22 protein-coding genes and 1 pseudogene are annotated in these 24,938 nt (G+C 63.7%); 9 read left to right on the top strand and 14 right to left on the bottom strand.

What is annotated here, in order from left to right; all coding sequences use genetic code 11:
• Positions 1–22 precede the first annotated feature (22 nt).
• Genes R2823_04045 through R2823_04030 form a run of 4 tightly spaced genes read left to right on the top strand, consistent with a single transcriptional unit; the run spans position 23 to position 3,846 of the window.
• Complete coding sequence (locus R2823_04045; protein ID MEZ5175358.1) at positions 23–1,306, top strand: branched-chain amino acid ABC transporter permease; 1,284 nt, start codon at positions 23–25, stop codon at positions 1,304–1,306.
• Positions 1,306–2,298, top strand: coding sequence for a branched-chain amino acid ABC transporter permease (locus R2823_04040; protein MEZ5175357.1), 993 nt, complete (start codon positions 1,306–1,308; stop codon positions 2,296–2,298). Before R2823_04045 ends, R2823_04040 begins: the two co-directional genes overlap by 1 nt.
• On the top strand, positions 2,288–3,121 hold the full coding sequence (locus R2823_04035; protein ID MEZ5175356.1) for an ABC transporter ATP-binding protein: 834 nt from the start codon (positions 2,288–2,290) through the stop codon (positions 3,119–3,121). The genes R2823_04040 and R2823_04035 overlap by 11 nt, the downstream gene beginning before the upstream one ends.
• On the top strand, positions 3,118–3,846 hold the full coding sequence (locus R2823_04030) for an ABC transporter ATP-binding protein (GenBank protein MEZ5175355.1): 729 nt from the start codon (positions 3,118–3,120) through the stop codon (positions 3,844–3,846). The genes R2823_04035 and R2823_04030 overlap by 4 nt, the downstream gene beginning before the upstream one ends.
• 81 nt (positions 3,847–3,927) lie before the next feature.
• Here the strand turns inward: R2823_04030 and R2823_04025 are convergent, their stop codons facing one another.
• Positions 3,928–5,259: an ABC transporter substrate-binding protein gene (locus R2823_04025; GenBank protein MEZ5175354.1), complete on the bottom strand. Its 1,332-nt coding sequence runs from the start codon at positions 5,257–5,259 to the stop codon at positions 3,928–3,930.
• Between the two features lie 143 nt (positions 5,260–5,402).
• Between R2823_04025 and hflX the strand changes: the two genes are divergently transcribed.
• On the top strand, positions 5,403–6,743 hold the full coding sequence (gene hflX, locus R2823_04020) for a GTPase HflX (protein ID MEZ5175353.1): 1,341 nt from the start codon (positions 5,403–5,405) through the stop codon (positions 6,741–6,743).
• A 33-nt stretch (positions 6,744–6,776) separates the two neighbouring features.
• Here the strand turns inward: hflX and R2823_04015 are convergent, their stop codons facing one another.
• Positions 6,777–8,144 carry a hypothetical protein gene (locus R2823_04015; GenBank protein MEZ5175352.1) on the bottom strand — a complete coding sequence of 456 codons (1,368 nt, stop codon included), beginning with the start codon at positions 8,142–8,144 and terminating at the stop codon, positions 6,777–6,779.
• A gap of 116 nt (positions 8,145–8,260) precedes the next feature.
• Positions 8,261–9,598: a PhoH family protein gene (locus R2823_04010; GenBank protein MEZ5175351.1), complete on the bottom strand. Its 1,338-nt coding sequence runs from the start codon at positions 9,596–9,598 to the stop codon at positions 8,261–8,263.
• 95 nt (positions 9,599–9,693) lie between these two features.
• Between R2823_04010 and R2823_04005 the strand changes: the two genes are divergently transcribed.
• A complete protein-coding gene (locus R2823_04005; GenBank protein MEZ5175350.1) occupies positions 9,694–10,695 on the top strand; it encodes an NAD(P)H-dependent glycerol-3-phosphate dehydrogenase in 1,002 nt (333 codons plus the stop codon).
• A gap of 29 nt (positions 10,696–10,724) precedes the next feature.
• Here R2823_04005 and R2823_04000 read toward each other — a convergent pair whose 3' ends face one another.
• From R2823_04000 to R2823_03985, 4 genes are read right to left on the bottom strand one after another with little or no spacing between them, the layout of a single operon-like run.
• Positions 10,725–11,312: a DNA-3-methyladenine glycosylase I gene (locus R2823_04000; protein ID MEZ5175349.1), complete on the bottom strand. Its 588-nt coding sequence runs from the start codon at positions 11,310–11,312 to the stop codon at positions 10,725–10,727.
• Positions 11,312–12,379, bottom strand: coding sequence for a chorismate mutase (locus R2823_03995; GenBank protein ID MEZ5175348.1), 1,068 nt, complete (start codon positions 12,377–12,379; stop codon positions 11,312–11,314). The genes R2823_04000 and R2823_03995 overlap by 1 nt, the downstream gene beginning before the upstream one ends.
• 25 nt (positions 12,380–12,404) lie before the next feature.
• Positions 12,405–13,454: a phosphotransferase family protein gene (locus R2823_03990; protein ID MEZ5175347.1), complete on the bottom strand. Its 1,050-nt coding sequence runs from the start codon at positions 13,452–13,454 to the stop codon at positions 12,405–12,407.
• The gene (locus R2823_03985; GenBank protein ID MEZ5175346.1) at positions 13,445–14,551 is read right to left on the bottom strand and encodes a heme o synthase; all 1,107 of its coding nucleotides are present in this window, start codon (positions 14,549–14,551) and stop codon (positions 13,445–13,447) included. The genes R2823_03990 and R2823_03985 overlap by 10 nt, the downstream gene beginning before the upstream one ends.
• A 280-nt stretch (positions 14,552–14,831) precedes the next feature.
• Here R2823_03985 and R2823_03980 point away from each other — a divergent pair, with 280 nt between their 5' ends.
• Entirely contained in the window at positions 14,832–15,602 is a 771-nt protein-coding gene (locus R2823_03980) for an alpha/beta fold hydrolase (protein MEZ5175345.1), read from the top strand.
• Here the strand turns inward: R2823_03980 and R2823_03975 are convergent.
• Complete coding sequence (locus R2823_03975; GenBank protein MEZ5175344.1) at positions 15,570–16,430, bottom strand: 3-hydroxyacyl-CoA dehydrogenase family protein; 861 nt, start codon at positions 16,428–16,430, stop codon at positions 15,570–15,572. The two genes, R2823_03980 and R2823_03975, sit on opposite strands and share 33 nt — an antisense overlap.
• A 184-nt stretch (positions 16,431–16,614) precedes the next feature.
• Here R2823_03975 and selD point away from each other — a divergent pair.
• A pseudogene (gene selD, locus R2823_03970) lies at positions 16,615–17,616 on the top strand (selenide, water dikinase SelD).
• 193 nt (positions 17,617–17,809) lie between these two features.
• The gene (mgtE, locus tag R2823_03965) at positions 17,810–19,225 is read left to right on the top strand and encodes a magnesium transporter (GenBank protein ID MEZ5175343.1); all 1,416 of its coding nucleotides are present in this window, start codon (positions 17,810–17,812) and stop codon (positions 19,223–19,225) included.
• Here the strand turns inward: mgtE and R2823_03960 are convergent, their stop codons facing one another.
• From R2823_03960 to R2823_03935, 6 genes are read right to left on the bottom strand one after another with little or no spacing between them, the layout of a single operon-like run.
• A complete protein-coding gene (locus R2823_03960; GenBank protein MEZ5175342.1) occupies positions 19,226–19,729 on the bottom strand; it encodes a hypothetical protein in 504 nt (167 codons plus the stop codon).
• A gap of 22 nt (positions 19,730–19,751) precedes the next feature.
• Positions 19,752–20,171, bottom strand: a complete 420-nt coding sequence (locus R2823_03955) for a hypothetical protein (GenBank protein ID MEZ5175341.1) — start codon at positions 20,169–20,171, stop codon at positions 19,752–19,754.
• Positions 20,159–20,989 carry an aminotransferase class IV gene (locus tag R2823_03950; GenBank protein ID MEZ5175340.1) on the bottom strand — a complete coding sequence of 277 codons (831 nt, stop codon included), beginning with the start codon at positions 20,987–20,989 and terminating at the stop codon, positions 20,159–20,161. The genes R2823_03955 and R2823_03950 overlap by 13 nt, the downstream gene beginning before the upstream one ends.
• A 2-nt stretch (positions 20,990–20,991) precedes the next feature.
• Positions 20,992–22,704, bottom strand: coding sequence for an NAD+ synthase (locus R2823_03945; protein ID MEZ5175339.1), 1,713 nt, complete (start codon positions 22,702–22,704; stop codon positions 20,992–20,994).
• On the bottom strand, positions 22,701–23,837 hold the full coding sequence (locus tag R2823_03940; GenBank protein ID MEZ5175338.1) for a carboxylate-amine ligase: 1,137 nt from the start codon (positions 23,835–23,837) through the stop codon (positions 22,701–22,703). Before R2823_03940 ends, R2823_03945 begins: the two co-directional genes overlap by 4 nt.
• Before the next feature lie 36 nt (positions 23,838–23,873).
• Positions 23,874–24,917 (bottom strand): prephenate dehydrogenase/arogenate dehydrogenase family protein, encoded by a 1,044-nt coding sequence (locus R2823_03935; protein ID MEZ5175337.1) that lies wholly within the window; start codon positions 24,915–24,917, stop codon positions 23,874–23,876.
• Between the last annotated feature and the right edge of the window lie 21 nt (positions 24,918–24,938).

Here is a 24,938-nt window from a genome sequence, read left to right as displayed (position 1 = left end):
GCTTCGCCTACAATCCTCCACCGTGCTTCGTGTCATCAAGGGTCTCGCCTGTGTTTGCACTGTGGTTGTCGCGGTGCTCGCCTTCACGGGCTCGGCGTTCGCAGAAGGAGAGGGCATCGGCGGAACGCTGATTGCCGTGACGGGTGACGAGCGCGTCCCCGTCGAGGGCGTGCGGATTGCGGTCTCACAAGACGGTTCGGTCATCGGCGAGGGAACGAGCGACGCAGATGGCGTGTGGTCCGTTCTCGTTCCCGGGCCCGGCGCCTACACCGTCGAACTCGACACCACGACTCTCCCCGAGGATGTCTCCCTCACCGACCCTGACCGATCGACCCTCGACGATATCGTCGTGCAACAGGGACGGCAACGCACCGTCCTGTTCCCCCTTGGCGAAAGCACGGCAGGATCGTCGCCCGCCTATCAAAGGGCCGGAGCCCTGTTCTTCGCGGGCCTGAAGCTCGGCGCTGTGATCGCACTCAGCGCGGTTGGGCTCTCGCTCATCTACGCGGTGACCCGACTCGTCAACTTCGCGCACGGCGAGATGGTCACGATCGGCGCCGTGCTCGCCTACTTCTTCAGTACCTCCGTCGCAGGGCCCGGATGGAGTCTTGTGGTTGCCGGGCTCGTTGCGGTGTTGCTCGGAGCAGGTTTCGGCCTGGTGCAGGACCGTGGGATGTGGCGGCCGCTTCGCAAACGGCGGATGGGTGTCGTGTCGATGATGGTCGTGTCGATCGGCTTGTCGTTCGCGCTCCGCTACCTCATCCTCGTGATCTTCGGAGGCACACGGCGTTTCTACGACGAGTTCACCGGTCAGTCCCCGATCGACATTCTTGGTATACCGGTCGTCCCAAAGAACCTCGCGACGATCGTCGTCGGTGTGGTCGTCCTCGGGCTCGTCGGCTTGTTCCTCCAGAAGACGAGGACTGGAACGGCGCTCCGCGCCGTCTCGGACAACCCGGACCTTTCCGAGTCATCCGGTATCGATGTCGACCGGGTCGTGACCCTGACTTGGACCATGGCGGGCGGTCTTGCGGCGCTCGGCGGCGTGTTCTTCGGGCTGACCGAAGCGGTCCAATGGGACATGGGCTTTCGCCTGCTGCTGTTGATCTTTGCGGCAGTCGTCCTCGGAGGCCTCGGCACCGCGTACGGCGCGATGCTCGGGGCCTTCGTCGTTGGTATCGCCGTGGAGATGAGCACCTTGTTCTTCCCGTCGGAGCTCAAAGCAGCCGTCGGTCTCATCATCCTCATCATCATGCTCTTGATCAAGCCACAGGGGCTGCTCGGCACCCGCGAGAGGGTCGGTTGATGGATGTCGTAGCGATCCTCCGTGACGGGGTTCTCGCCATGATCGGCCCGGTGACCGCCGCGTACGCAGTGTCGGCCATCAGCCTGAACCTCCAGTTCGGATACACGGGTTTGCTCAACTTCGGCCAGGTTGCATTCATGATGGTCGGTGCGTACGGAATGGCCATCACCGTCGAGGCAGGTGGCTCTCTGTGGCTCGGTATCCCGGTCGGGATCCTTGTCGCTGTTGTCCTCGGACTCGTTCTCGGACTTCCGACCCTCCGGCTGCGGGCTGACTATCTCGCCATCACAACGATCGCCGTCGCAGAAGCGCTGCGGCTCATCGTGCGGTCCTCATGGGCAGAGCCGTTGACGAACGGGGTCTTCGGCATCCAGGGCTTCGCCAATGCATTCTTCGACTTGAACCCGTTCCCCGGAGGCGCCGTGTACGGGTTTGGGCGCTGGACGGTGACGGGAAGGTCGCTGTGGATGATGATCGTCAGCTGGGTTGTCGTGTGTCTTCTCGCGCTCGTCGTGCGTCGCCTGATCAAGAGCCCATGGGGCAGGGTCCTTCGGGCGATCCGTGAGGACGAGGACGCAACGAGCTCCCTCGGCAAGAATGTGTTCGGCTACAAACTGCAGTCACTCATGCTCGGTGGCGCCATCGGCGCAGTGTCGGGCATCCTGCTTGCGATCGAGCAGCAGAATGTGACACCCGATGCCTACCTGCCGCGGCTCACCTTCATCCTGTATGTCATCGTGATACTCGGCGGGGCAGGCACCATTCTTGGACCCATCATCGGCGCGCTCATCTTCCAATTCGTCTTCTTCGCGTTCGACGGGTTCATGTCCCAAGCGCAGGCGAACATCGACTGGGTTGGGAACCTCCTGACACCGGCGGAAGCGGGACAGGTCAAGCTCATCCTCGTCGGGGTGGGACTGATGGTGTTGATGATCTTCCGCCCGCAGGGCATTGTTGGCGATCTGAATGAGAGCCTCATCGATGACCACTGAACGCCACCACCGGCTCGATGGCGTCGAAGCCGTCCCGGGCGTGCCAAAGCCCGATCCGATCGTCACGATCGACGGGCTGCGCAAGTCCTTCGGCGGGCTCCACGCGGTCGATGTGCACCATCTCGAGATCGAGCGGCACACGATCACCTCCCTGATCGGTCCGAATGGAGCAGGGAAGACCACCTTGTTCAACCTCATCAGCGGATTCGATGACCCCGACCACGGACACTGGGACCTCAACGGAGGACCGCTCATCGGAATACCTGCCTATCGCGTCGCGCGTCGCGGCATGGTCCGTACCTTCCAGTTGACGAAGTCCCTCGCGCGGTTGACCGTCATCGAGAACATGCATGTCGCCGACCAGAAGAACCCCGGCGAGACGCTTCGGGGAGCTCTCTTTGGGGGTTGGGCCCGGGCCGAGCGCGCCGCCACCGACAAGGCACGAGCGTTACTCGACCGATTCGGGCTGGCACACATGCAGGACGAGTTCGCCGGATCCCTCTCGGGGGGGCAGAGGAAGCTCCTCGAAGTTGCCCGCGCCCTCATGGTCGACCCTGAAGTGATCATGCTCGACGAACCAATGGCTGGGGTGAACCCGGCCCTGACCCAGTCGCTCCTCGGGCACATCACGAGCCTCCGTGACGACGGCATGACGGTGATCTTCATCGAACACGACATGGATGTCGTGCAGGAAATCTCGGACTGGGTCGTCGTCCTCGCCGAAGGTGAGGTCATCGCAGAGGGTCCGCCGCGGGCGATTGCGAACAACGAGATGGTGATCGACGCATACCTCGGTCGACAGCATGGGGAGGAGGCCACATGACGGATCCGCTACTGACCGCGACCAAAGTGCGTGCCGGGTACATTCCGGGGGTCGATGTGCTGCGTGGCGTCGATCTCCATGTCGATCCCGGCGAACTCGTTGGCATCATCGGGCCGAACGGTGCAGGGAAGTCGACCCTCATCAAGGCCGTGTTCGGCCTTGTGAGCGTACGCGACGGCGAAGTGCGTCTCAACGGCGAGGACATCACGAACCGGGCCGCGCACGACCTCGTCAGGGCGGGTGTCGGCTATGTGCCGCAACGGGCGAATGTCTTCCCGTCCCTCACCGTTCAAGAAAACCTCGAGATGGGCTTGTTCACCGATCCCAAGCGATGGGATGAACGGATCCCGACCGTTGAACGCCTCTTTCCGCTTCTTGCGCAACGGTCACATCAGAAGGCAGGTTCGCTGTCGGGGGGTGAGCGCCAGATGGTGGCCATGGGCAGGGCCCTGATGACGGCGCCGTCCCTCCTCCTCCTCGACGAGCCGTCGGCAGGTCTCTCGCCAGCAAATCAGAGCCTTGTCTTCCGCCGGGTCCGAGAGATCGCCGATTCGGGAGTGTCGGTGCTGATGGTCGAGCAGAACGCTCGACGGTGCCTCGAGATCGCGGACCGGGGGTATGTCCTCGACCAGGGAGCCAACGCGTACACCGGTACCGGCCACGAATTGCTCCACGACGAGAATGTCATCGGCCTGTACCTCGGCACGCTCGGGCGAACCGACTGATGTGACGAGACCACGAAAGGACAGACCACGCGAAGACGGGGCCCGTTGCCGGACCCCGTCTCGTCTCGGACGACTCGTCGACTAGATCGAACCGACGATCTGGTCGAAGGTCTGAGGAGCGCCTTCGGCGTCGTACTCAAACAAGTCGTATGTTCCGATCGTCGGTTCCCCGTTCGGACCGAAGTCCAACGGACCGGACGCACCGTCATAGTCGATGTCCTTGCCCTCTTGGAGCAGCGCGAAGCAGTCCGCGAACGAAGTGCACTTCTCGCCATCCTTCGTGACCGTGATCATGTTGTTGACGAACACGGTCGGGTCGTTCGTCTGGGCCTCCTGGGCGGCAAGAACCGTCACGATCGCGCAGTCGTAGAAATGCGCTGAGAAGATCGTCGGGGTGCCAGGCGAGAAGGCCGCGAAGCGGTCAGGGAAGGTTGGGTCGCCGTTTTCGGGAGCCGACGATGGCGCCGTACCCCGGATGCCCTCGAGCAGGGCGGCGTTGCCACCCACCGAGTCGACCGTCACATTGTCCTTGAATCCGTCCGCCACATAGATCTGGCCATCGAATCCTGCGCCCTGGAGATCCTGGAGGATCTGGGCACCCTCATCGAAGGTGATCATGACGAGAGCAGTCGCACCCGAATCGACAACCGAAGCCGCAACATCGGAGAACGATGCGGCGTTGTGGTCGTAACCCTCGGCGAGGGGAACCGTTGCACCACTGTCTTCGTGGTACTTGGCGAGGGCCTCACCGAAGCCGCGCCCGTACTCGTCGGATCGCCACACGACCGCAACATTCGACTCACCGTCCCCAAGCACGAGGTCACCAAGAGCCGGTGCCTGGATGTTGTCAGACGGAGCAGTCCTCGTGTAGTACGGGTCGTAGGTCGCCGCTGACAGTGCAGCACCGGTGTTCGAACCCGAACACATCGGCAGCTGGCTCTCGTTGATCTTGTCGAACACGCCGAGCGTCACACCGGTCGCCGCCGGACCAAGGATCGCCTGGTGGTTCCCGGTCAGGAACTGGTCCAGATTGGTCGAAGCGATCGCCGGGTCAGTGCCCGTATCGGCGTATTCGACGGTCACGAGGCCCGCCGAAACCGCATTCATCTCGTCGACCGCCATACGGATCGGTTCCTCGAGTGCGGCAACGATCGCCGACAGACCACCGGTCTGCGGCATCATCGCGCCGATCGCAAGGGGAACCGGCTCGAACACAACCGGAGCCTCGGTTGACGAGGTCGTCGTGTCTGCCGGTGCCGTCGTTGTCGTGTCAGCCGGTGCTTCGCTTGTCGTCGTGGTGTCCGCCGACATGTCGTCGTCATCTCCACCTGACAGTGCAATGATCACAATCACGATCACTGCAACGGCCGCGACCGCGATCCACGGCAGCCATTTCTTCAGATTCTCATTCACTTGAATGCCTCCAAGTCGTTCTCAGGACGCGGCAACAGAGCGCCGCGTCACTCCAAGCGTAGACACCCTCGGGCGCGACCGGCAAGATTCCATCACATCACCGCTTCGAATCGTGGACTCGACACGGGAGTAGCGTTACGACCATGGCCGACTCGACCGATGCCCATGTCGCCCGCCAGCGACAGCGTCTCACCGCCTCAGTCACCGATCTTGATGTCGCCCGACAGCGGGCGCTCCTCGTCGGAGTCGCCCGGTCCCGCCGCGACGAGGAAGCGGGCTGGGTCAGCCTCGCCGAACTCGGACTCCTTACGGACACCGCTGGCTCTGACCCAGTCGATGCCGTCCTCGTGCGGCGGGAACGACCTGATCCCGCGACCTTCATCGGGAAGGGCAAGCTCAACGAACTGGTTACAGAATCGCGTGCAGCCGACATCGATGTCGTCGTCTTCGACAACGAACTGTCGCCCGCCCAGCAGCGGAACCTCCAGCAGGCGTTCCAATGCGATGTCGTCGACCGGGTCGCCCTGATCCTCGACATCTTTGCTCAACATGCGCACACGCGCGAAGGACGGCTCCAGGTCGAGCTTGCCCAGTACCGCTACCGGCTCCCGAGACTGCGCGGCAAGGGTGTCGAGCTCTCACGGCTGGGAGCAGGTATCGGGACGAGGGGCCCCGGCGAGACCAAGCTGGAGACCGATCGCCGCCGGATCCTCGATCGGATTCGTACGATCGAACGCGAGCTCACCGATGCACGCCGTTCCCGCGCGACGCGAAGCAAGCAGCGACAGCGATCCGGTAACCCTGTCATCGCGATCGTCGGCTATACGAATGCAGGAAAGTCGACGCTGTTCAATCGTCTCACCGACGCCGGAGTCCTCGTGGAGGACCGTCTCTTCGCGACCCTTGACTCGACGATTCGCAAACTGGAGCTCCCACACGGCCACAATGCCCTCCTATCAGACACGGTCGGATTCGTTCGGGATCTGCCGCACGAACTGGTGGAGGCGTTCCGGTCGACGCTCGAGGAAGTCGCTGATGCGGATCTGCTCTTGCATCTCGTCGACGCGTCGGACGCCCAATTCGAGGAGCACATCGCCACGGTGCGACTCGTCCTCGATGACATCGGCGCCTCAGATGTCCCCGAGCTGATCGTGTTCAACAAGATCGATGCTCTCGACCACACCGCGATACGCCGTCTTGAGGCACTGCATCCGGACGCCGTGTTCGTCTCGTCACTGACCGGGCACGGAATACCACAACTGCTCGAGCAGGTGGTGGTCAGCCTCGCCGCCCAAACGGTCGAGCTCGCACTCTCGATTCCGTACGCGCGGGGAGATGTCATCGCCGACATCCATTCCGTCGGCGATGTCCTCGAGCTCGGCCACACCGATTCGGGGACCGACCTCACGGTTCGACTCCCGAGCACCGAGGCACACCGGTTCCGCGCATTTGCGCCTGAAGCTCCGGCGCCAGCCGACATCTGACACTGTACACCTCGTTCACCTCGACACCTCGGTCTACAGCAGATCAAGGACCCCCGGCCCGTCGGCAGTTGGGGCTTCGGCTTCCATGGGACCGGCTCGTTGGGTGTGCGGCGATGTCGACACGGAAGCGGAGGCGGTTCGCTCGTCGGCGATCGGGAGCAGCACGAGACTGACATAGACGACCTGGATCACAAGAGCGACCACACCGGCCGAGAACAGACCGAGATCTCTCGGCCAGAACGGCAGGACCGGGATCAGACCTCCGATGACCCACGCGATCTGGAAGATCGTCTCAGCATTCGTGAACGCCCATGCCCTGTTGTCTTCATCAACAAGCACATGCATGATCCCGTCGAATGCGAACTTCGCCGTTCCCCACGCGAAGCCGGCAGCAGCGACGAGGATGGCGGCAGCCGTGAGGGAATCGAGTTGGGCGCCGATGAAGGCTGCGATCGCCTGGACCGCAAGGGCACCGACGACCATGGGTTCCTCCCTGACGCGGGATCCGATTGCCGGCGCTACCCATGCCGAAAGGAAGAATCCGAGCCCTGCGGCCCCCAAGAGCACCGCGAGGCTTCCGAATCCCGAATCCGCGTCCCGAATCGAAAAGGCAATCAACAGCACCAGATACCCGTTGAGGAACCGGACACCGGCCGTTGCAAACCGTGCGAGACGAACCGACCGTGGCAAACGGGCCCGTGGGCCGGTCACAACCTTGCGTTTGGGTCTCGGAACGGCGGGAAGTTGTGCCGCTGCAACGGCCGAGATCGTGTAGAACACGATCGACATCATCAGCACCGCGGTCGACCCGAACAGCACATTGAGCCCTGCTCCGACGGGGACAACCACCGCCCCCGCGATGACACCCGCCCTCGCGAGGCGGGCGTTCGCGTCGATGAGCTCGTTGGTGTCGCGCACCACCACGGGCAGCACACTCGACCTCGAGATACCGTGAAAGCGAGACAGCACGAGCGAAAGGAAGGCGAACGGGAACAACCACAGCGAGTCGATGGTGAGCATCAGCCCGAACGAAACACCGATTCGGCCGAGTGCGGAGATCGCGAGCCCTGCCCGGTATGCGCCAGGGGAACGCTCGAAGATCCTGCTCAGGACAGGGCCGATGAGGGCAAACGGGGCAAGCGTGATGAGCAGGTAGAGCGCAACATTCGAGCGGGCTTCGGTGGAGGGAACGGAAAAGAACAACGATCCGGCCAGCGCAACCGCAACGAGCGCATCCCCTGCAACGGACGCCCCGTGGGATTCGGCAAGCCGACCATAGCCATGGCCCCAGCCTCGGAACACCGAGGTGAACGCGGCGCCGAAGGACCGCACGACGCCCTCGAGGGCCGTCTCGGACCACACGACAACCTTCCGGTCTCCGTCGTCGCTCGTCGGTGGCATGGCGATCAGACTAGAGCACGACCATCAGCGCCCAAGGGCACCGCCGTCACCTCCGAGCGGACGACCGCGGTCCGGCTCCCGTCAGTCAGTCGCGCCAGCGATTGCCGAGGGGGTGATCACAACAGCTGCGTCGCCAACTCCGCAAGAGGACTCCGGACGGTTCGCTCCATCGTGATATGCCCGAACATCGGGTTTCCTTTGAACTTCTCGATGAGCGCGGCGAGCCCGCCATACGGGGACACATACGGATTGTCGATCTGGGTGAGGTCCCCACAGAAGATCACCTTCGAGTTTGCAGCCATGCGCGTGAGGATCACCTTGAGTGTGGGCAGTTCGAGGTTCTGGGCTTCGTCGACGATGACGAGCTCGTTGGTGATGGACCGACCCCGGAGATAGGTGACGGCGGCCAGCTCGAGGACATCGCGTTCGAACAGCTCCTCCACGGCGAGGCGCGGGTTGCCTCCGTCGGAATCGAAGAGCGCATAGAGGTTGTCATGAACCGCTGCCATCCACGGCTCGAGCTTGTCGTGAAGATCGCCGGGAAGAAAGCCGACCTCCTGGCGACCGAGCGCGATGAGCGGCCGGTACACCGACACGCGACGGTACCTCCCCGCTTCGACCACCTGCTCAAGGCCCGCAGCGAGCGAAAGAAAGGTCTTGCCGGTTCCGGCCATCCCCATGAGGCTCACCGCCGTCACTTCAGGATCGAGGAGGAGATCGGCCGCGAAGGCCTGGCGCGTGTCCTTTGTCTCGATGCCGAAGACATGCCGAATGCCAGGAACGCGGACAGCGATCGGATCGGTGCCTCCCTGGACGATCCTTGCGAGAGCCGACGACGATCCTGACCCCTTCAAGATCAGGTACTGGTTCACGATGCCTTGCACGCCTTCGATGGCCACCTTGCCGGATTCGTAGATCGCATCGATGATGCTCGTCGCAACATCGATCTGGCGGACACCGCTGTACGACTCATCGACCTCGACGGTGTCTCCCCGATAGTCTTCGACGACGATGCCGAGTTGAGCGCCCTTGATGCGGAGGGCGGCGTCCTTGGTCACGAGCACGGCACCGCCGAATTCATCGTCGATGTTGAGACATGTCGAGAGGATGCGGTGATCGGGCGTGGACGGGTCGAGGACTTCGGGGAGCCGCTTGGAGGAGATCCCGTTGAGTTCGATCCGCACCGAACCCCCTCCGGGGAGTGTTCTTGGGGCTCCGAGCCCGCCATCGCGCGAAGCGCCGAGGTCTTCGAGGAGTCGGATCGCCATTCGGGCGTTCGCACCGACCTCATCAACCCTCGACTTGTGACGGTCGAGCTCTTCGATGACGACCAATGGCAGCACAACCGCGTGTTCGTCAAAACGCAGAATCGCGTTCGGATCCGCGAGAAGGACACAGGTGTCGACGATGTACGAGGTGTGGCCCGGTGTCCGTTGCACGCTCGAGGGAAGCACGCGGCGAACCTAGCAGACCGCAGACCGCGTGCTAAGGACCGCAGTGCCTCGCATCTCAGCCGAAAAGCGTTGCACGACGGGGGTACGCTTCGCGCATGAAGTACACCGTTGTCGGGGCCGGATCGTGGGGAACAACCATCGGCACGATGCTCGCACCACGAGTCGAGACGGTGATCTGGGCACGCGACCCGGACATCGCAGCCCAGATCAATTCGCACCACCGCAACGACGCCTATCTCGAAGGGTTCGACCTTCCTCCGACACTCCAGGCAACCACCGATATCGAGGAAGCCGTTCATGGAGCAACCGTCATCGTGATGGGCGTGCCCTCCCACGGATACCGATCCGTCCTCATGAGATTCGCTGAGCTCGTCGACCGCACCACTCCCATCGTCTCACTCTCGAAAGGAATCGAACGCGAAACCCTGATGCGCATGACCGAGGTCACCCTCGATGTGCTTCGGCACCACGACCCGACCCGCGTTGGTGTTCTGACGGGCCCGAACCTTGCAAGGGAGATCATGGAGGGCCAGCCTGCGGCAACGGTGATCGCCTTCGAAGACGGCGTTACCGCATCCGAGCTTCAGCACATGTTCATGGGTCCGACCTTTCGGGTCTACACGAATCCTGATGTCGTCGGATCCGAGATCGCAGCCGCGGTTAAGAATGTGATGGCGATCGCGTCCGGCATGGCCGCTGGCAAGGGCTTCGGTGACAATTCGCTCGCGACGCTGATCACGCGGGCACTGGTCGAGATGACGCGGCTCGGAGTTGCCATGGGCGGAGACTTCCGAACTTTCGCGGGGCTTGCAGGACTTGGTGACCTGGTCGCGACCTGCAACTCGTCCCAGTCACGAAACCACCGCGTTGGTTTCGGGCTGGGTCGGGGGCGTACGCTCGATGAGGTGACCTCCGAGATGAACATGGTCGCCGAAGGCGTGAAGTCGACGGCGGGAGTCCTTCGGCTCGCGGAGCGCCACCGCGTCGATATGCCGATCGCACGACAGGTCGGTCGGGTCCTGTACGAGGATCTCGATGTCACCGAGGCACTGACCGAGTTGATGACCCGCGCGGCCAAGAGCGAGTTCAAGCGTTGACAGTTCCTCGACACATGAACCGCCGATGATCAGCTGCCTCGTGCTGCTTCGACAGCGGGCCGGACCCAGCATCCGGCGAGATGGTCGTTCACGAGACCCATCGCCTGCATGAACGCGTACATCGTTGTCGGCCCCACGAACTGCCAGCCCCGCTCCTTGAGATCGGCCGAAAGTGCCGTCGAGATGTCCGTTATGGCCGGAATGACGGTTGGTGCGGGCCGCCGTTCGGGTTCCCACATCCAGAAGTAGTCGGCGAGGGAACCGAATTCGGCTGCCATGTCGAGTGCCCGCGCAGCGTTGTTGATCGTCGCTTCGATCTTGCCGCGATGCCTGACGATGCCGCGGTTCTTGAGCAGCGCGGCGACATCGGACCGGCCGAAACCCGCAACGAAGGTCGGATCGAACCCGGCGAATGCCGCACGGAAGTTCTCGCGTTTGCGCAGGATCGTCAGCCAGCTCAGCCCGGCCTGGAATCCCTCCAGGCAGACCTTTTCGAACAGCCGAACATCATCGCGCTCAGGGAACCCCCATTCATGGTCGTGGTAGGGGCGATAGTCATCATCATCGGCACCCCACCAGCAGCGGGCTCTTCCATCATCGCCGACGAGGACATCCATCATGGGTCCCGCTCCCCCAGCGCCCGAACCTGCGCGGCCTTGGAGTGGTGGAGCACGACCCGCATGAGGTCCTCCACATAGTCGGGATCGAGCCCGATCTCGTCGGCATCGCGCCTGGCCTCCGCGATCAGCTCCGCTTCACGGTCGAGCGACTCCATGGCGAGGTTCTTCGATGCCTTGATGATCCCGATACTGACCGAATTGCTGAGTCTTCTTGCCAGCAGCTTGAGTAACTCTCGATCAATTCGGTCGATGTCGTCACGCAGCGACGGAATGCCGAGGTGGTCCATCAGCACAGCGAACGCCTCAAGGCCGAGGTGTCCACCGGCACGGAACTGAGCCCTATCGGGCTGGTTGTGAACCGCGACCATCAAGCCGTCGGCTCCTGCGATCCGAGCCGCGAGCGCAAGGGGGGCGATGAGATCAAGGGAACCGACGAGGGGAGCGGGGTTGACGAGGACTGGGAGGTTTGACAGCTGTTGGACAACGGCGACAGCCGAGATATCGATCGTCCCGGCCGTGCGCGGATCGTGGCCCTCCGACCCCCGTTCGCAGAGAATCACCGTACCTCCGGCGACCGTCACCGTCTCGGCCGACCGCAACCATTCGTCAACGGTCGCGCCCGCCGCTCGATGCACGATGGCGGGCTTCGTCGTCTCCCCTGCTGCGATGAGCAGATTCCGGTCATGCATGCGCGAAGGGCCGATCTCGATGAGGTCGACATGGTTCGATGCAAGGGATGCCTCCGTTGCCGTGAAGGCAAAGGTGGAGGTCGCAAGGCCGGTGCCCCGACTTGCGTGTTCGAGGAGCCACAGCCCTTCGGCACCAAGCGGCGTGAAGTCCCCGGCAAGTTCGGGCGGAAGGAAGGTTGCGGAACGAACGACGGCACCCCCGGCTTCGCCGACGGCTCGGGCCACGGTCATGATCTGGTCCACCGATTCGACCGCTCCCGGCCCGGCGAGGACCGGGAACGAGCCGTCACCGAAGCGCATCTCGGCGGCGCGCACAACCTCGGTTTCGATGTCCGGCTTGCGCTGACTCTTGAGATGCGGCTCGTCGTGTGACACAGCAACCCTTCGGTGGGAGACGATGCTACCCCTCGAGGAGGGCGCGGCAGGACCCCGCGAGCAGCGGGGCGATCGGCTCGAAGGACGCAAAGCGCGCATCTGAGGTCTGACCGGCCATGAACCGTGCATAGATCTGCTCGATGATGACCGCGATCCTGAACCTTGCGAGAGCCTCGTAGTACGCGATCTGCCCGAGATCCAACGCGCTCCGAGCCGCGTACCGTTCCACGACCTCAGCCTTCGGCATCACCTCACCAATGGCAACAGCGTGTTCGCCGAAGATCAGGTGGGTTAGATCGCCGGGTTGGACCCAATACGCGAGGAGGGTCCCCGCGTCGACGAGGGGATCCCCGCGGGTCGCCATGTCCCAGTCGAACACCGCAACGAGGGAACCCTCACCGGAAACCATCGTGTTGTCGAGCTTGAAATCGTTGTGGAGGATTCCGGTCCGCTGCGCGGTGGGCACCGACGACGCCAGCAGCTCAGCGGCACGCTCCATGTCGGGGACCGTCCGGGTCGCTGCTGCATCCCACCGTCGTGCCCAACCCTCGATCTGCCGGTCGATGAACCCGTCGGGTCGCCCCAGCTCGCCGAGCCCCACGGAGTCCGCGTCGACACAATGGAGATCGGCGAGGGCATCGACCAGCGAGCATGCCACGCGCCGTTGCACGGCTGGGTCTGTCAACGCCGACGGCCACCGGTCCCTGACGACATGGCCGTGGCGACGCTCCATCACGAAGAACGGCTTGCCCATCACCCCAGGATCGTCGCAATAGTGGAATGCCCTCGGTGCGAGCGGATATGCCTTCCAGATCCGGGAAAGGACTCGGTATTCGCGAGCCATGTCATGGGCATGTTCTGCCACCTCGCCCAACGGTGCGCGCCGCAGCACATATTCGTCGCCGGTACTCGCCACGGCCCGGTAGGTGAGGTTGGCGGCACCACCCGGGAACTGGTCGAACACGATGTCGTCGGTCGGAAACAGCTCCGGAAGCTCGGTGGCGAGGTACCGGGCGACCCCGGACTCGTCGAACCGTTCCTCGTCCCGGATGGGAGCCGTGTCCGTCACGGGCATGGCCCCACACAGATGGCAACGACCGACTGCCACCCCACGAGGACCATGACGCCGACGAACGCAACCGTCGCCCCGACCTCGATCCCATGGCGAAGCACCGAAATCCCGGGTGCGCGCATGCCCTTCCCGCTCTCGACCGACACCACACCAACCACACCGATCCCGACGATCGTCGATGCCACCGTCATCCACGCGTAGCTGTGTCCGAGCGAAGGTGTTGCTGCGAGGCGGTCGAGCATGATGGCAAGGAAGACCCCTGCCAGCACGAGGTTGGTGAACACGAAGTAGGGCATCGCCCGGTTGGGATTTCGCCGGAGCCGTGCTGCGAAGGCTACGGACAGGCCGCACAGCGTCACGGTGGTGGCCGCGTAGATCCATCCGAGTCCTCCGACCGGAATGAGCATGATCGCCACGCCGGCCATGATGACCGCATACCACAAGATGTTGGTGAGCGTCGGGCCGATGCCAACGACCACCGGCAACATCGGCACGGATGCGGCCCGGTAGTCCTCCTGGTACTTGAGCGAGAGTGCCCAGAAATGCGAGGGTGTCCAGAAGAACACCACCGCGAACATGAACCAGGCTTCCGGCGCCAAACCGCCCGTGTACACGGCCCACCCGATCAGCGCCGGAACCGACCCTGCGGCTCCGCCGAGGACAATGTTCTGCGTCGTCGAGCGCTTGAGCACCATCGTGTAACCAAGGACATATCCAATGAAGGCGGCAGCGGCAAGGATTCCCGCGAGCAGGTTCGCCCCGCCCGCGAGGACCACGAAGCCGCCGACACCGAGCGCGATACCGAACCAGGTGGCTTGCCGAAGCGACACTCGCCCGGTCGGAAGCGGCCGCTTCTGTGTCCGGGACATCGAGCGGTCGATGTCCGAGTCGTAGACCTGGTTGATGACATTCGCCCCACCGGCGGAAAGCGAACCGCCGATGAGGGCGACGAGTACCAGATCGAGGCCAGGCCAACCGTTGGCAGCGACCACCATCGCCGGAATCGTGGTGATCAACAGCAACTCGATGATCCTCGGCTTTGTCAGCTCGACATAGGCGCGAAGCGTCGAAGGTCGGGATGGTGCAAGCGGCCCGGTCACGGTACCGACACCACGCTGGCCGAGATGCTGCCCGGAACCGATGTGGCCCGACTGTGCTTCAGGAGCTTCGCTGACTTGACCACGAGCGGACGGATTGGGGCATCGGCGGACATGGCCAAGAGCGTACCGGGGACCGTTGCGATTCCCAGCGGGCAAGCAACACCCTCAGCTACGATTCGTGCCATGGCCAAGAAGATCATCGCGTTGGTCGCAATCGTCGCCATCGCAGCTATCGCGTACCGGATCCTCACCCGCGAAATACCCGTCGACGAGACCTGACATGCTCGCCGTCCGGCGGTTCGGCTCAGGCTTACCTCTTGTCGCACTCCACGGCTTCACGCACACCGGCAGCCAATTCGCCTCCCTGGCAATCCCCGGACACGAAATCATCGCTCCCGATCTGCCTGGCCACGGTGCGTCGGATGCCGCGTCCTGCGACGCTGGGGCAACGATTGCTGCGGTCGCTGGAATCATCAAGGGTATCGGCGACGAAACCCCGCTCATCGGATACTCCCAGGGTGCCCGTCTCGCGCTGTCCGTTGCCGCGACCACCGACCTGTCCCCATCGAGCCTGATCCTCATCTCTGGCACCGCAGGCATCGCCGATCGCGAAACACGCGCCGCCCGCCATCGACGAGATGTTGCACTCGCCCGCCAGATCGCTTCGATGACGGTTCCCGCCTTCATCGACGAGTGGACGACGAGGGGCCTGACGGCCACGACCCATCTCCCCGACTCGGTGCGCCTCGCCGACCGGGCTGTCCGCCTCGAGAACACATCCGCCGGGCTTTCCTCGGCCGTCATCGGCTATGGCCAGGGCAGCCTCGACCCGGTTTGGTGGAGGCTCGGGACGCTCGACATGCCGACGCTGATCCTGACCGGTGAACGGGACCCCACCTATTCGCGGATCGGGGCAGAGATGGCCCGTCAGATCGGGCCTCACGCTGAACACCTCGTGATCAGCCGAGCGCGACACAACCCGCTCACGGATACGCCGGAGGCGACGGCGGCGATCGTCTCAGGGTTCCTTGACAGGCACCGCGGTGCCTGAGGTCCAGTCGTAGAACCCGATGCCCGACTTCTTGCCGAGCTTGCCATCCTCCACCATCGACACCAGCAGCGGCGGCGGCTCGAACCGCTCGCCGTACACCGTTGCGAGGTGGCGTGCGATCCCGAGACGGACATCGTGCCCCACGAGGTCGCCGAGCATGAGGGGCCCCATGGGATGGCGATATCCGAGGGACATCGCCCGATCGATATCTGCTGGCGCGGCGACACCCTGTTCGACCATGCGGATCGCTTCGAGCCCGACGAGGACACCGAGGCGTGAGGTCGCGAATCCGGGTGCGTCGTTGATCACGGCCTGTTCCATGTCGAGGAATGAGGCAATCTCGGCGACGCGGGTGAGGGTCTCGTTGCTGGTCGCTTCTCCCTTGATGACCTCGATGAGGTGGATCGCCCAAACGGGATTGAAGAAATGCAGGCCAACGAAACGATCCGGTGCGGTGAGATCCCGTGCGAGGGCATTGATCGACAGGCTCGATGTGTTGGTGCCCAAGACGGTCGGATCCAATTCCTCGGCTGTCGCGAGCAGACCCCGCTTGAGGTCCATGTTCTCGATGACAGCCTCGATGACGACATCGGGACGGTGCGTCACATGTTCAAGGCTCGCGACCGCCGACAAACGAGCCTTGGCGTCAGTCGCAGAATCGAGCTTCCCGCGGCTCTCGGCCTTGTCGAGACTCACGCCCGTTCGCTCCACAGCGGCGCGTGCAGTCTCAAGGTCAATATCGGCGATCTCGACGGTTGCACCCTTCGCGGCGAACCGATGGGCGATACCGACACCCATCGTGCCCCCACCAACCACCGCTACGCGCATGTGTACCTCCGCTGCGCAGAATACTGCGGACCGCAACCCGACCTTCACCCCCCACCGCGCAAGCGTGAACCGTGAACCGTGAACGGAAAACCGCGGGCGAGGCTCGCCACCCACTACTTTTGCGGTCATGGACGATATCCGCCTCACCGCATTCAGCCACGGCGCCGGTTGAGGATGCAAGCTCGCATCTGACGAGCTGGCGCAGGTCTTGCGCCCCCTGCACGCCTCAAAAGCCACCAGCCACCCGGATCTCCTCGTGGGGATCGCGGGTCTCGACGACGCCGGCGTCTTCCGGGTTGCCCCGGACCGTGCCCTCGTGCAGACCGTGGACTTCTTCACTCCCATCGTCGACGACGCGTACGACTGGGGTCGGATCGCAGCGGCCAACGCCCTCAGCGACATCTACGCGATGGGCGCCGAACCGCTCACGGCCCTCCAGCTGATCGGATGGCCCCGCGACGATCTGCCGTTTGCGACCCTCAGCTCAGTGCTCGAAGGGGGGATGGCCATCATGGAAGAGGCGCGCTGCACGGTCATCGGAGGACACTCCATCGACGATTCCGAGCCGACATACGGTTTCGCCGTGACCGGGCTCGCCGCGCCGTCCGATCTCATGACCAACTCAGCCGCAACGCCTGGTCAGGTGATCATCCTCACCAAACCGATCGGTACCGGCATCATCGCGACCGCCATCAAACAGGGCAAGGCGACGGTGCGCCAGACACAGGCGGCAACGAACACGATGGTTGCCCTCAACCGGGCGGCGTCTGATGCAGCACGCAGGGTCGGTGTCAAGGCGGCAACCGATGTGACCGGCTTCGGGCTCCTCGGCCACCTGTCGGAGATCGTCCGAGGATCGCAGGTGAGCGCCCTCGTCGACCTCGACGCCGTTCCCCTCATCGACGGCGCACGCCCGCTCGCCGAGCGAGGATTCATCGCGGGAGGCACCAGAAGGAACCTGCGGTCCGTTGATGCCATGTGCGAGTTCGGGAAGGCAACCGAAATCGATCAGCTGATTCTCGTGGACGCGCAGACCAGCGGTGGTCTCCTCCTCTGTGTGGATGCGCCGCTCGAAGCCGCGATGCATGCAGCCCTCACCGATGAGGGCGCCACCGGCTGGACGATTGGACGCATCGTCGAGCGAGACTTCGCACACGGGCCGAGCGGCATCATGAGAATCGTCTGAGGCTCTCGGAGATTCCGGGTTGCTACGGCCGTGAAACAGGATATCCTCAGAGTGCTGGGTCGACTTGTCGACCCTTGTGGACCCCTCGTCCCCCCTGGGGGTCCACCAACCCCGCAGTAGGCCCCCACCCCCCTGGGGGCTTACTGCATTGCGCCAAAGCGATCAGCGACGGTGTCGGTAGGCTGTGCACGCTGTGAAGTTTCGTCTCCCGCGCCCGCGCCAGTTCGGCTCGTCCCTTCGGGATCTCGCGCGCCGGAACCCCACTCAGGCCGAGGAATACCTCGACAGACATCAGGGGGCATGGGAAGAACTCGCTGAGCAGGATCCCCACGACGCGGCCGACATTCTCGAGGCACTTCGGGAGGTCGGGGCAGCGAACCTGCTCTCCGAGCTCGATCCCGAGTCGGTCGGTGAGGTGCTCGATGAGATGCACCCCGAAGCCGCCGCTGACATCTTCGAGGAAATGGGCACCGAGGACGCAGCAGCAATGGTTGCATTGATGGAGCCCGATCAGGCTGCCGATGTCGTCGGGGCGCTCGAACCTGAGGAGCGAACGGCGATCCTCGCAGCACTCGACCACTCGACGGCGACCGAGATCCAAGAACTCCTCGTTCATGCCGCCGACACCGCCGGCGGCATGATGACCACGGATGTCGCGAGCCTCCCCGTCGACATAAGCGTCCACGCGGCAAACGAGGAACTGCGGCGGCTGCATGCCGAGCTCGGATCCAATCTGCTGTATGTGTATGCGGTCGACGCCGAGAATCGGCTCGTCGGTGTTGTCTCGTTCCGTGATCTCGTCTTCGCATCGCCGTCGGAGCGGCTCGGAGATGTCGTTGAGCCGACGCTGGTGACGGTCCATCCCGAAACGGACCGCGAACAGGTTGCAGAGCTCATCCACCGATATCGCCTGATCGCGATTCCGGTCGTGGAGGCAGGAGGAAGACTCGTCGGGATGGTGAAGTTCTCCGAGGCCATCAACGCCATCCAGGCCGAGATGTCCGAGGACATCGCGGTCATGGTCGGTGCGGGTGAAGAGGAATCTGTCTTCACGCCGGTTCGACGCTCCGTGCGGAGGCGTCTTCCGTGGATCGTCTTCAACCTTGCCGTCGGGGTCGTGATCGCTGGCGTCATCTCCCAGTTCCGATCGACGCTCACCACCTTTGCCGTGCTCGCGGCCTACATGCCGATGGTTGCCCAACTTGCAGGGAACTCGGGGGCCCAGAGCCTTGCCGTCATCATCCGATCGATGGCGGTCGGCGACCTGCCACATGGTCGGGCATGGCGGGCGCTGAGAAGGGAAGTTGCCGTTGGAATCGTCGATGGCACGGTGATGGCGCTGATCGCCGCAGCCATGGCGGCCCTCACCGTCGGGATCTTCGAGGGTGGCTCAGCCGAAACGATCCCACCCGTTGACCTCGCACTGATCGTCTTCATCGCCGTATGGGTCGCATTCCTTATCGCGGGATTCGTCGGGGCTGGCATCCCGGTGCTCCTCGGAAGGCTCGGCCTTGACCCCGCGCTGGCTTCGAATATCTTCCTCACCATGGTGACCGACTTCACGGGTTTCGCCGGGTTCCTCATCACGGCGACGCTGCTGCTGACCTGATCACGATCCGAGGATATTCGATCCTGATTCGGCGAGAGGACCGAGAAAGGTGATATGGAACCCGTTGTCGAGGCGTGCGAGATAATGGTCGGCGATCGTATCGAGCATTGCCTTGGTCGCCTCCGGATCGCCGACCACATTCGCCGCCGCAGGGTCATCGATGATGTGTGCGGTCGCGATCGGTGGGAACAGGTCGACGATCTCGGCGATGAGGTCCTGGACATCAATGTCGGTGATCGTGTCGTAGCTGGTGGGATCCAACAAGACGATCACGGTGTCACCAGTGTCACCGGGCGTGCGTTGAATGATCTGGTACTCCGGTGCGGAGAGGCTGTCGATCGGGGACAAGGTCGTCGTCGTGGCGATGGTGGTCGACGGCGGTGCGGGAAGGCTCAACAGCGACGAATCCCGGGTGGTCGTCGTTGCGTCGCTTCCGGATCCCTGACACGACGCGACCAAGACTGATGCGGTGAGCGCCGCAACGACACCGATGGTTCTTCGCATGAACAGAGCCTACCCTGCATCATCAGTTGCGCCCTGCTTGGAGGCGCCATTCGTCGTACTCGATGCCGTCGAGCCACGGCCGATGATGCACCAGTCTGAAGAGCCCGGCGACCGTTTCGAACAGCTCGGGATCGGGTTCATGTTCGAGCAGGCACATCGCAAGGTCGAGCACGGGGCGCCACGCTCTCGCTCCAAAGGACAGATCCACACGGGAACGCCACCCGATCGAAGCATCGGCGACCCGTCCGTCATCGATCCAGAAATCTCGCAGTCGCTCGCCGGTCCTCACGATCCGTCGCAGGTGCTTGGCTGAGTCCCTGTCGATCGATCCGGTGGCGGCGACGCTGTCGGCCCAGTCAGCGAAGCTCTGCGCTGTCCAGCCTCGGGGGTTCGTCACAACCCCCTCATAGAGCTGGTCGACCTCGGTGATCACCGGATGCATGCGGCCTCCACCATGGCAAGGAAGCCCGCCCGGAGCACAGCGGTGACCGGCCCGGGAAGAAAGTCGGTGTCAGCCACGCGCACCACCGGGCTCACCTCCCTGAGGGTCGACATCACGAAGATCTCGTCTGCTCGGAGAAGGTCCCGTGCAGGATATGAGCCCTCTCGAACCTCAAGGTTCTCTGCTCGTGCGACTTCGAGCGTCGCCGCCCTCGTGACGGACTCGAGGATGTTCGCATCGAGGCCCGGTGTCGAAATCGCCCCGTCACGCACCCACCCGATCGAGAAGGTCGGACCTTCGAGCACCGACCCCGAAACACCGATCAGGACCGCATCGTCGAACCCCCGAGTTCGCGCCGCGAGGGTCGCCGCGAGATTCGGGCCGTACGACAGCGTCTTGGCTCCCGTCAGCTCGCTGACATGGCCATCGGGATGCCACGGAGCATCGATGAGATCGAGCCTGAACACCTCCGGGATGTTGGGGAGCGGTTCCATGAAGACGATGACAGCACTGTTCGTCCCGGGATTCCCCATGTCGGTACCACCTGTCACGAAGACCCGCACGACCCCATCCCCTGGGGCTGCAACCCGCAGACACCATGCACGGATATCGTCGATGGCCGGAAGCCGGATCCTGAGATTGGCTGCACTGCCCGCCAGCCGGTCGAGATGCTGATCCATGCGGAACGGGACTCCGCGATACGAGCGCATCGCTTCAAAGCAGCCGTATCCGCGCTGGAACCCGATGTCGAAGACCGAGACCGCGGCAGAGGCCCGCTCGACAGGCTCACCGTTGATCAGCACCGGATCGGCCCCCATGGTCACGGAGTGAACCGGTTCGTAATCGGCAGCCGACGGTCGCGGCCGAAACCCTTCGTCGTGATACGCACACCCGGCGCGGCCTGCCGGCGTTTGTACTCGTTGCGGTCCACCATCGAGGCGATCCGCCTCACCAGCTCGCGATCGAATCCCGCTGCGGCGATCTCGTCTGCTGTCTTGTCGTCTTCGATGTAGCGTCGAAGCACCTCATCGAGTGTCTCGTACGGCGGCAGCGAATCGGCGTCGCGCTGGTTCGGACGCAACTCCGCCGACGGCGGCTTATCGAGGATCGATTGCGGGATCACCTCGCTGCCGGAGTTGCGCCAGCGGCACAGGTCATACACGGTGGTCTTGTACACATCCTTGAGGACGGCGTAGCCCCCGGCCATGTCACCGTACAGCGTGGCATAGCCAACGGCCATCTCGGACTTGTTGCCCGTCGCGACAACCATGCCGCCGAACTTATTCGAGATGGCCATCAGGATCGTGCCGCGGATCCTGGCCTGGAGGTTTTCCTCGGCGACATCGGCTGCGGCACCGGCAAACACCGGTTTGAGAGCGGTGAGGTAGTTCTCGAAGAGGTCGTCGATAGGGATCGTGTCGATCCGGATACCGAGCCTTGTCGCGAGATCGACCGAATCGTCCACACTGCCGCGCGATGAGTAAGGGCCCGGCATGGTGACGCCGTGAACGGCCGAGGCGCCGAGTGCGTCGGCCGCGATCGTCGCCGTGAGCGCCGAGTCGATGCCGCCGGAGAGCCCGACAACGACCTCCGTGAAGCCGTTCTTGTGGACATAGCCGCCGAGCCCCGTCGTAAGCGCGGTGTAGATCTCGGCCGTCGGTTCGAGGAGCGGCGTCACGGCACCGGTCGTGACGGGGGCGATTCCCTGCCGGGACTCCTCCGAGATCGCCACCACTTCCACCGTCGACGGACGCGGGCTGTTCTCGACAACGACCTCGACCACGAACCGATCCTCGACGAACTGGGGCGACCGGTGCCGGACTTCGCCTCGGTGATCGATCACCATCGAAGTGCCGTCGAAGACCAGCTCGTCCTGGCTCCCAACACTGTTGAGGTACACAATTGCGGCCTCCGTCGATCGAGCGCGGCGCTCAAGCAGATCCTGACGCTCGCGGCTCTTGCCGATGTGATACGGCGACCCGTTGATGTTGAGGAGGACCTCTGCGCCACCCCTTGCCTGCACGGTTGGCGGCCCCGAGTCATCCCAGATGTCTTCGCAGATCGAGATCCCGCAGGCGATGCCGGCAATCACATGGATCTGCGGTGGCATGCGACCTTCCGCGAAGTACCGTGCCTCATCGAAGACGCCGTAGTTGGGAAGCAGCTTCTTGTGGTAAACGGACGCCACGCGGCCGCGATGCAACAGTGCCGCCGCGTTGGCGACCCGCCGCGGCATCGAGTCGTCGTCGAACCGTGTGGTGGTGAGCCGGTCGACGAAACCGACGACAACGGCCATGTCCCCTGACATCGCCGCGAGTTCTTCGAGCGCGGCGAGGTTGCGATCGACGAACCCCTCGCGCAGAACGAGATCCTCCGGTGGATAGCCGGTAATCGCGAGTTCGGGGACGAGCAGGACATCGGCGTGCTGGTCCTCGGCCCAACGCATGGACTCGCCGATCTTTCCAGCGTTGCCATCGATATCGCCGACGATGAGATCCAGCTGAGCGCCAGCGACCCGCACCGCACGAGTCACAGACCCTCCACCGTCTCTGCGATGAGGTGGTCGACGACGGCGATGAGGCCATCTCGCGGTTCGGCTCCGCTGGCGATCGCATCGGCATAGACCCGTCGTTGTCGGTCGGCGCTCGTGCCCTCAGCAACGATCGTGCGGATGTGCTCCACATGGGATAGCGCTCCGATGTCGGAAGCGTCCTGTTCGATGATGTCGATCAGTTCGTTCATCAGGTCGCCGACCGGCACCAGCGTTCCCCTGCCGAAGTCGATGAGGGATTCGTCGACGCCGTAGCGCTGGGCCCGCCAGCTGTTCTCCTGGATCAACATCCTCGAGTAGATGCGCCAACGCTTGTTCTGCATCCGGAGGCGGTAGAGCGTTGCGAGGAGGGACTGGTAACAGGCGGCGATGGCAAGAGCGTCGCTCACCCTCGTGCAGATGTCGGTGGACCTCATCTCGAGGGTCGGATACCTCGCGGACGGTCGGATGTCCCACCACAGCTTCGAGGCATCCTCAATCACCCCCGTCCCGACGAGGACATCCACATGACGCCGGTATTCGGACCAGGAATCGAACTCGTCGGGAAGGCCGGTTCGTGGCATCGATCGAAACACCGTCGTCCGATAGCTCTTGAGGCCCGTGTCCTGGCCATGCCAGTACGGCGATGATCCCGAAATGGCGAGGAGGTGAGGGAGGAAGTAGGTGATCTGGTTCATCAGGTCGATGCGCAGATCCTCGTCGCTGATGCCGACATGGACATGCATGCCGCAGATCAACAGGCGCCGCACCACACCTTGGAGCGCCTCTTCGAGGAGGTTGTAGCGGGCCTTGTCGGTGTGCTGCTGCTGGCTCCAATCGGCGAACGGGTGGGTCGAAGCCGAGATGATGGCCATACCGTGTTCGTTCACCGTGTCGGCGACGAATCGCCGCATGGTTGCGAGGCACTCGGCCACCTCGGTCATGTCCTTGGCAACGGGCGTACCGATCTCGACCTGCGATCGGATGAACTCCGGGCTCGTCAACCCGATCGGAGGGTGGGCGAGGTCGTCGAGGAGTTCGTCGGGAAGGTCATCAACGAGGTCCCTCGTCTCGCGATCGACAACGAAATACTCCTCCTCGATCCCGACCGTGAAGGGTGGACGAACTGACGGCATGTCTTCCTCTCCAACCGACACGGTAGCGGGTCACCGTCAGGGTACGAGCAACAGTCCGGCGTCCTCGAGGGCGTGCGCGAGGGCACCTTCCTCGCCCGGTCTGACCGAGACGGTGAGCACACCGCCACCTCCATGTGGAGCGTGGCGCATCTGGATGTCGCGCACATCAACCTGCGATGCCTCCAATGCGTGGCCGACCTTTGCGAGTTCGCCCGGTTGGTCCGCAAGCGCAACCCGGACCGCCGTGACGGGGGCGCCGAGCGCGTCACGAGCCTCGCGTCCGGCGACGAGGTGTGCCATGAGGGTGTCGTCGTCGGTCATGAGGCCGGCTTCGAGAAGGGACAGCTGGTTCTTGAGAGCACCGATGGCAGCGAGCACGGCGGGAGCGTTCGCCTTCAGAAGTTCCACCCACGGGAGCGGCTGACTCGCGGCAACCCGCGTCAGGTCCCTGAAGCTCCCCGCTGCGAGGTCCATAGCTCCCTCCGTCCCGGCCGCCATCGCGAGGAGGGCTCCGGAGAGGATCTGCGGGAGATGGCTGATGGACGCAACCGCACGGTCGTGTGTCTGTGCGTCCATCAGGATCGGTCGCGCGCCGAGCGCATCGACCACGGCTTGCACGATTCCGACGGCTTCGGGGTTCCCGCCGTCGACGAGCACCCAGGTTGCTCCACGGAACAGCGCTGCACTCGATGCAGCCGGACCGGAGGTTTCACGACCGGCCATCGGGTGCGTCCCGACGAATCCGGGAAGATGCGCCGCCGCGTCCCGGATCGCGGTCTTGACGCCAGCAACATCCATGACAGGGCCATCCATCCGGAGTCCCGAAAGAATCTCGATGGTTGCACCCGGTGGTGCTGCCACGATGACGATGTCGGACCGTGCCCCGACGAGTTCGGGGATCGTCGCTGCGACCGCCGATACAAGCGAGCGGTCGGTGGTGAACCGGACGACATCCGGATCGGGGTCGTAGCCCGTTGTATGCCAACCCGCATCGACGAGCCCTGCGGAGATGGACGAACCGATGAGTCCGAGACCGATGATGCCGGCGGAGGGCGTCGACCCGTCAGCGTTGTCTTCCATGTGCGGTGAGGCTAGATGGAT

Source organism: Acidimicrobiia bacterium (assembly GCA_041393965.1).
GTDB lineage: Bacteria > Actinomycetota > Acidimicrobiia > Spongiisociales > UBA5794 > UBA5794.
This window is presented reverse-complemented; position numbering and strand designations above follow the sequence as displayed.

Bases quoted from the DNA above. Each gene is read 5' to 3' on its own strand.
- R2823_03955 (MEZ5175341.1), bottom strand. From the start codon at position 20,171: ATGCATCCGGTGATCACCGAGGTCGACCAGCTCTATGAGGGGGTTGTG.
- R2823_04015 (MEZ5175352.1), bottom strand. From the start codon at position 8,144: ATGCCACCGACGAGCGACGACGGAGACCGGAAGGTTGTCGTGTGGTCC.
- R2823_04000 (MEZ5175349.1), bottom strand. From the start codon at position 11,312: ATGGATGTCCTCGTCGGCGATGATGGAAGAGCCCGCTGCTGGTGGGGT.
- hflX (MEZ5175353.1), top strand. From the start codon at position 5,403: ATGGCCGACTCGACCGATGCCCATGTCGCCCGCCAGCGACAGCGTCTC.
- R2823_03975 (MEZ5175344.1), bottom strand. From the start codon at position 16,430: ATGCGCGTAGCGGTGGTTGGTGGGGGCACGATGGGTGTCGGTATCGCC.
- R2823_04030 (MEZ5175355.1), top strand. From the start codon at position 3,118: ATGACGGATCCGCTACTGACCGCGACCAAAGTGCGTGCCGGGTACATT.
- R2823_03935 (MEZ5175337.1), bottom strand. From the start codon at position 24,917: ATGGAAGACAACGCTGACGGGTCGACGCCCTCCGCCGGCATCATCGGT.
- R2823_04040 (MEZ5175357.1), top strand. From the start codon at position 1,306: ATGGATGTCGTAGCGATCCTCCGTGACGGGGTTCTCGCCATGATCGGC.
- R2823_03990 (MEZ5175347.1), bottom strand. From the start codon at position 13,454: ATGCCCGTGACGGACACGGCTCCCATCCGGGACGAGGAACGGTTCGAC.
- R2823_03960 (MEZ5175342.1), bottom strand. From the start codon at position 19,729: ATGCGAAGAACCATCGGTGTCGTTGCGGCGCTCACCGCATCAGTCTTG.
- R2823_03940 (MEZ5175338.1), bottom strand. From the start codon at position 23,837: ATGCCGTCAGTTCGTCCACCCTTCACGGTCGGGATCGAGGAGGAGTAT.
- R2823_03950 (MEZ5175340.1), bottom strand. From the start codon at position 20,989: ATGGGGGCCGATCCGGTGCTGATCAACGGTGAGCCTGTCGAGCGGGCC.
- R2823_04035 (MEZ5175356.1), top strand. From the start codon at position 2,288: ATGACCACTGAACGCCACCACCGGCTCGATGGCGTCGAAGCCGTCCCG.
- R2823_03980 (MEZ5175345.1), top strand. From the start codon at position 14,832: ATGCTCGCCGTCCGGCGGTTCGGCTCAGGCTTACCTCTTGTCGCACTC.
- R2823_04005 (MEZ5175350.1), top strand. From the start codon at position 9,694: ATGAAGTACACCGTTGTCGGGGCCGGATCGTGGGGAACAACCATCGGC.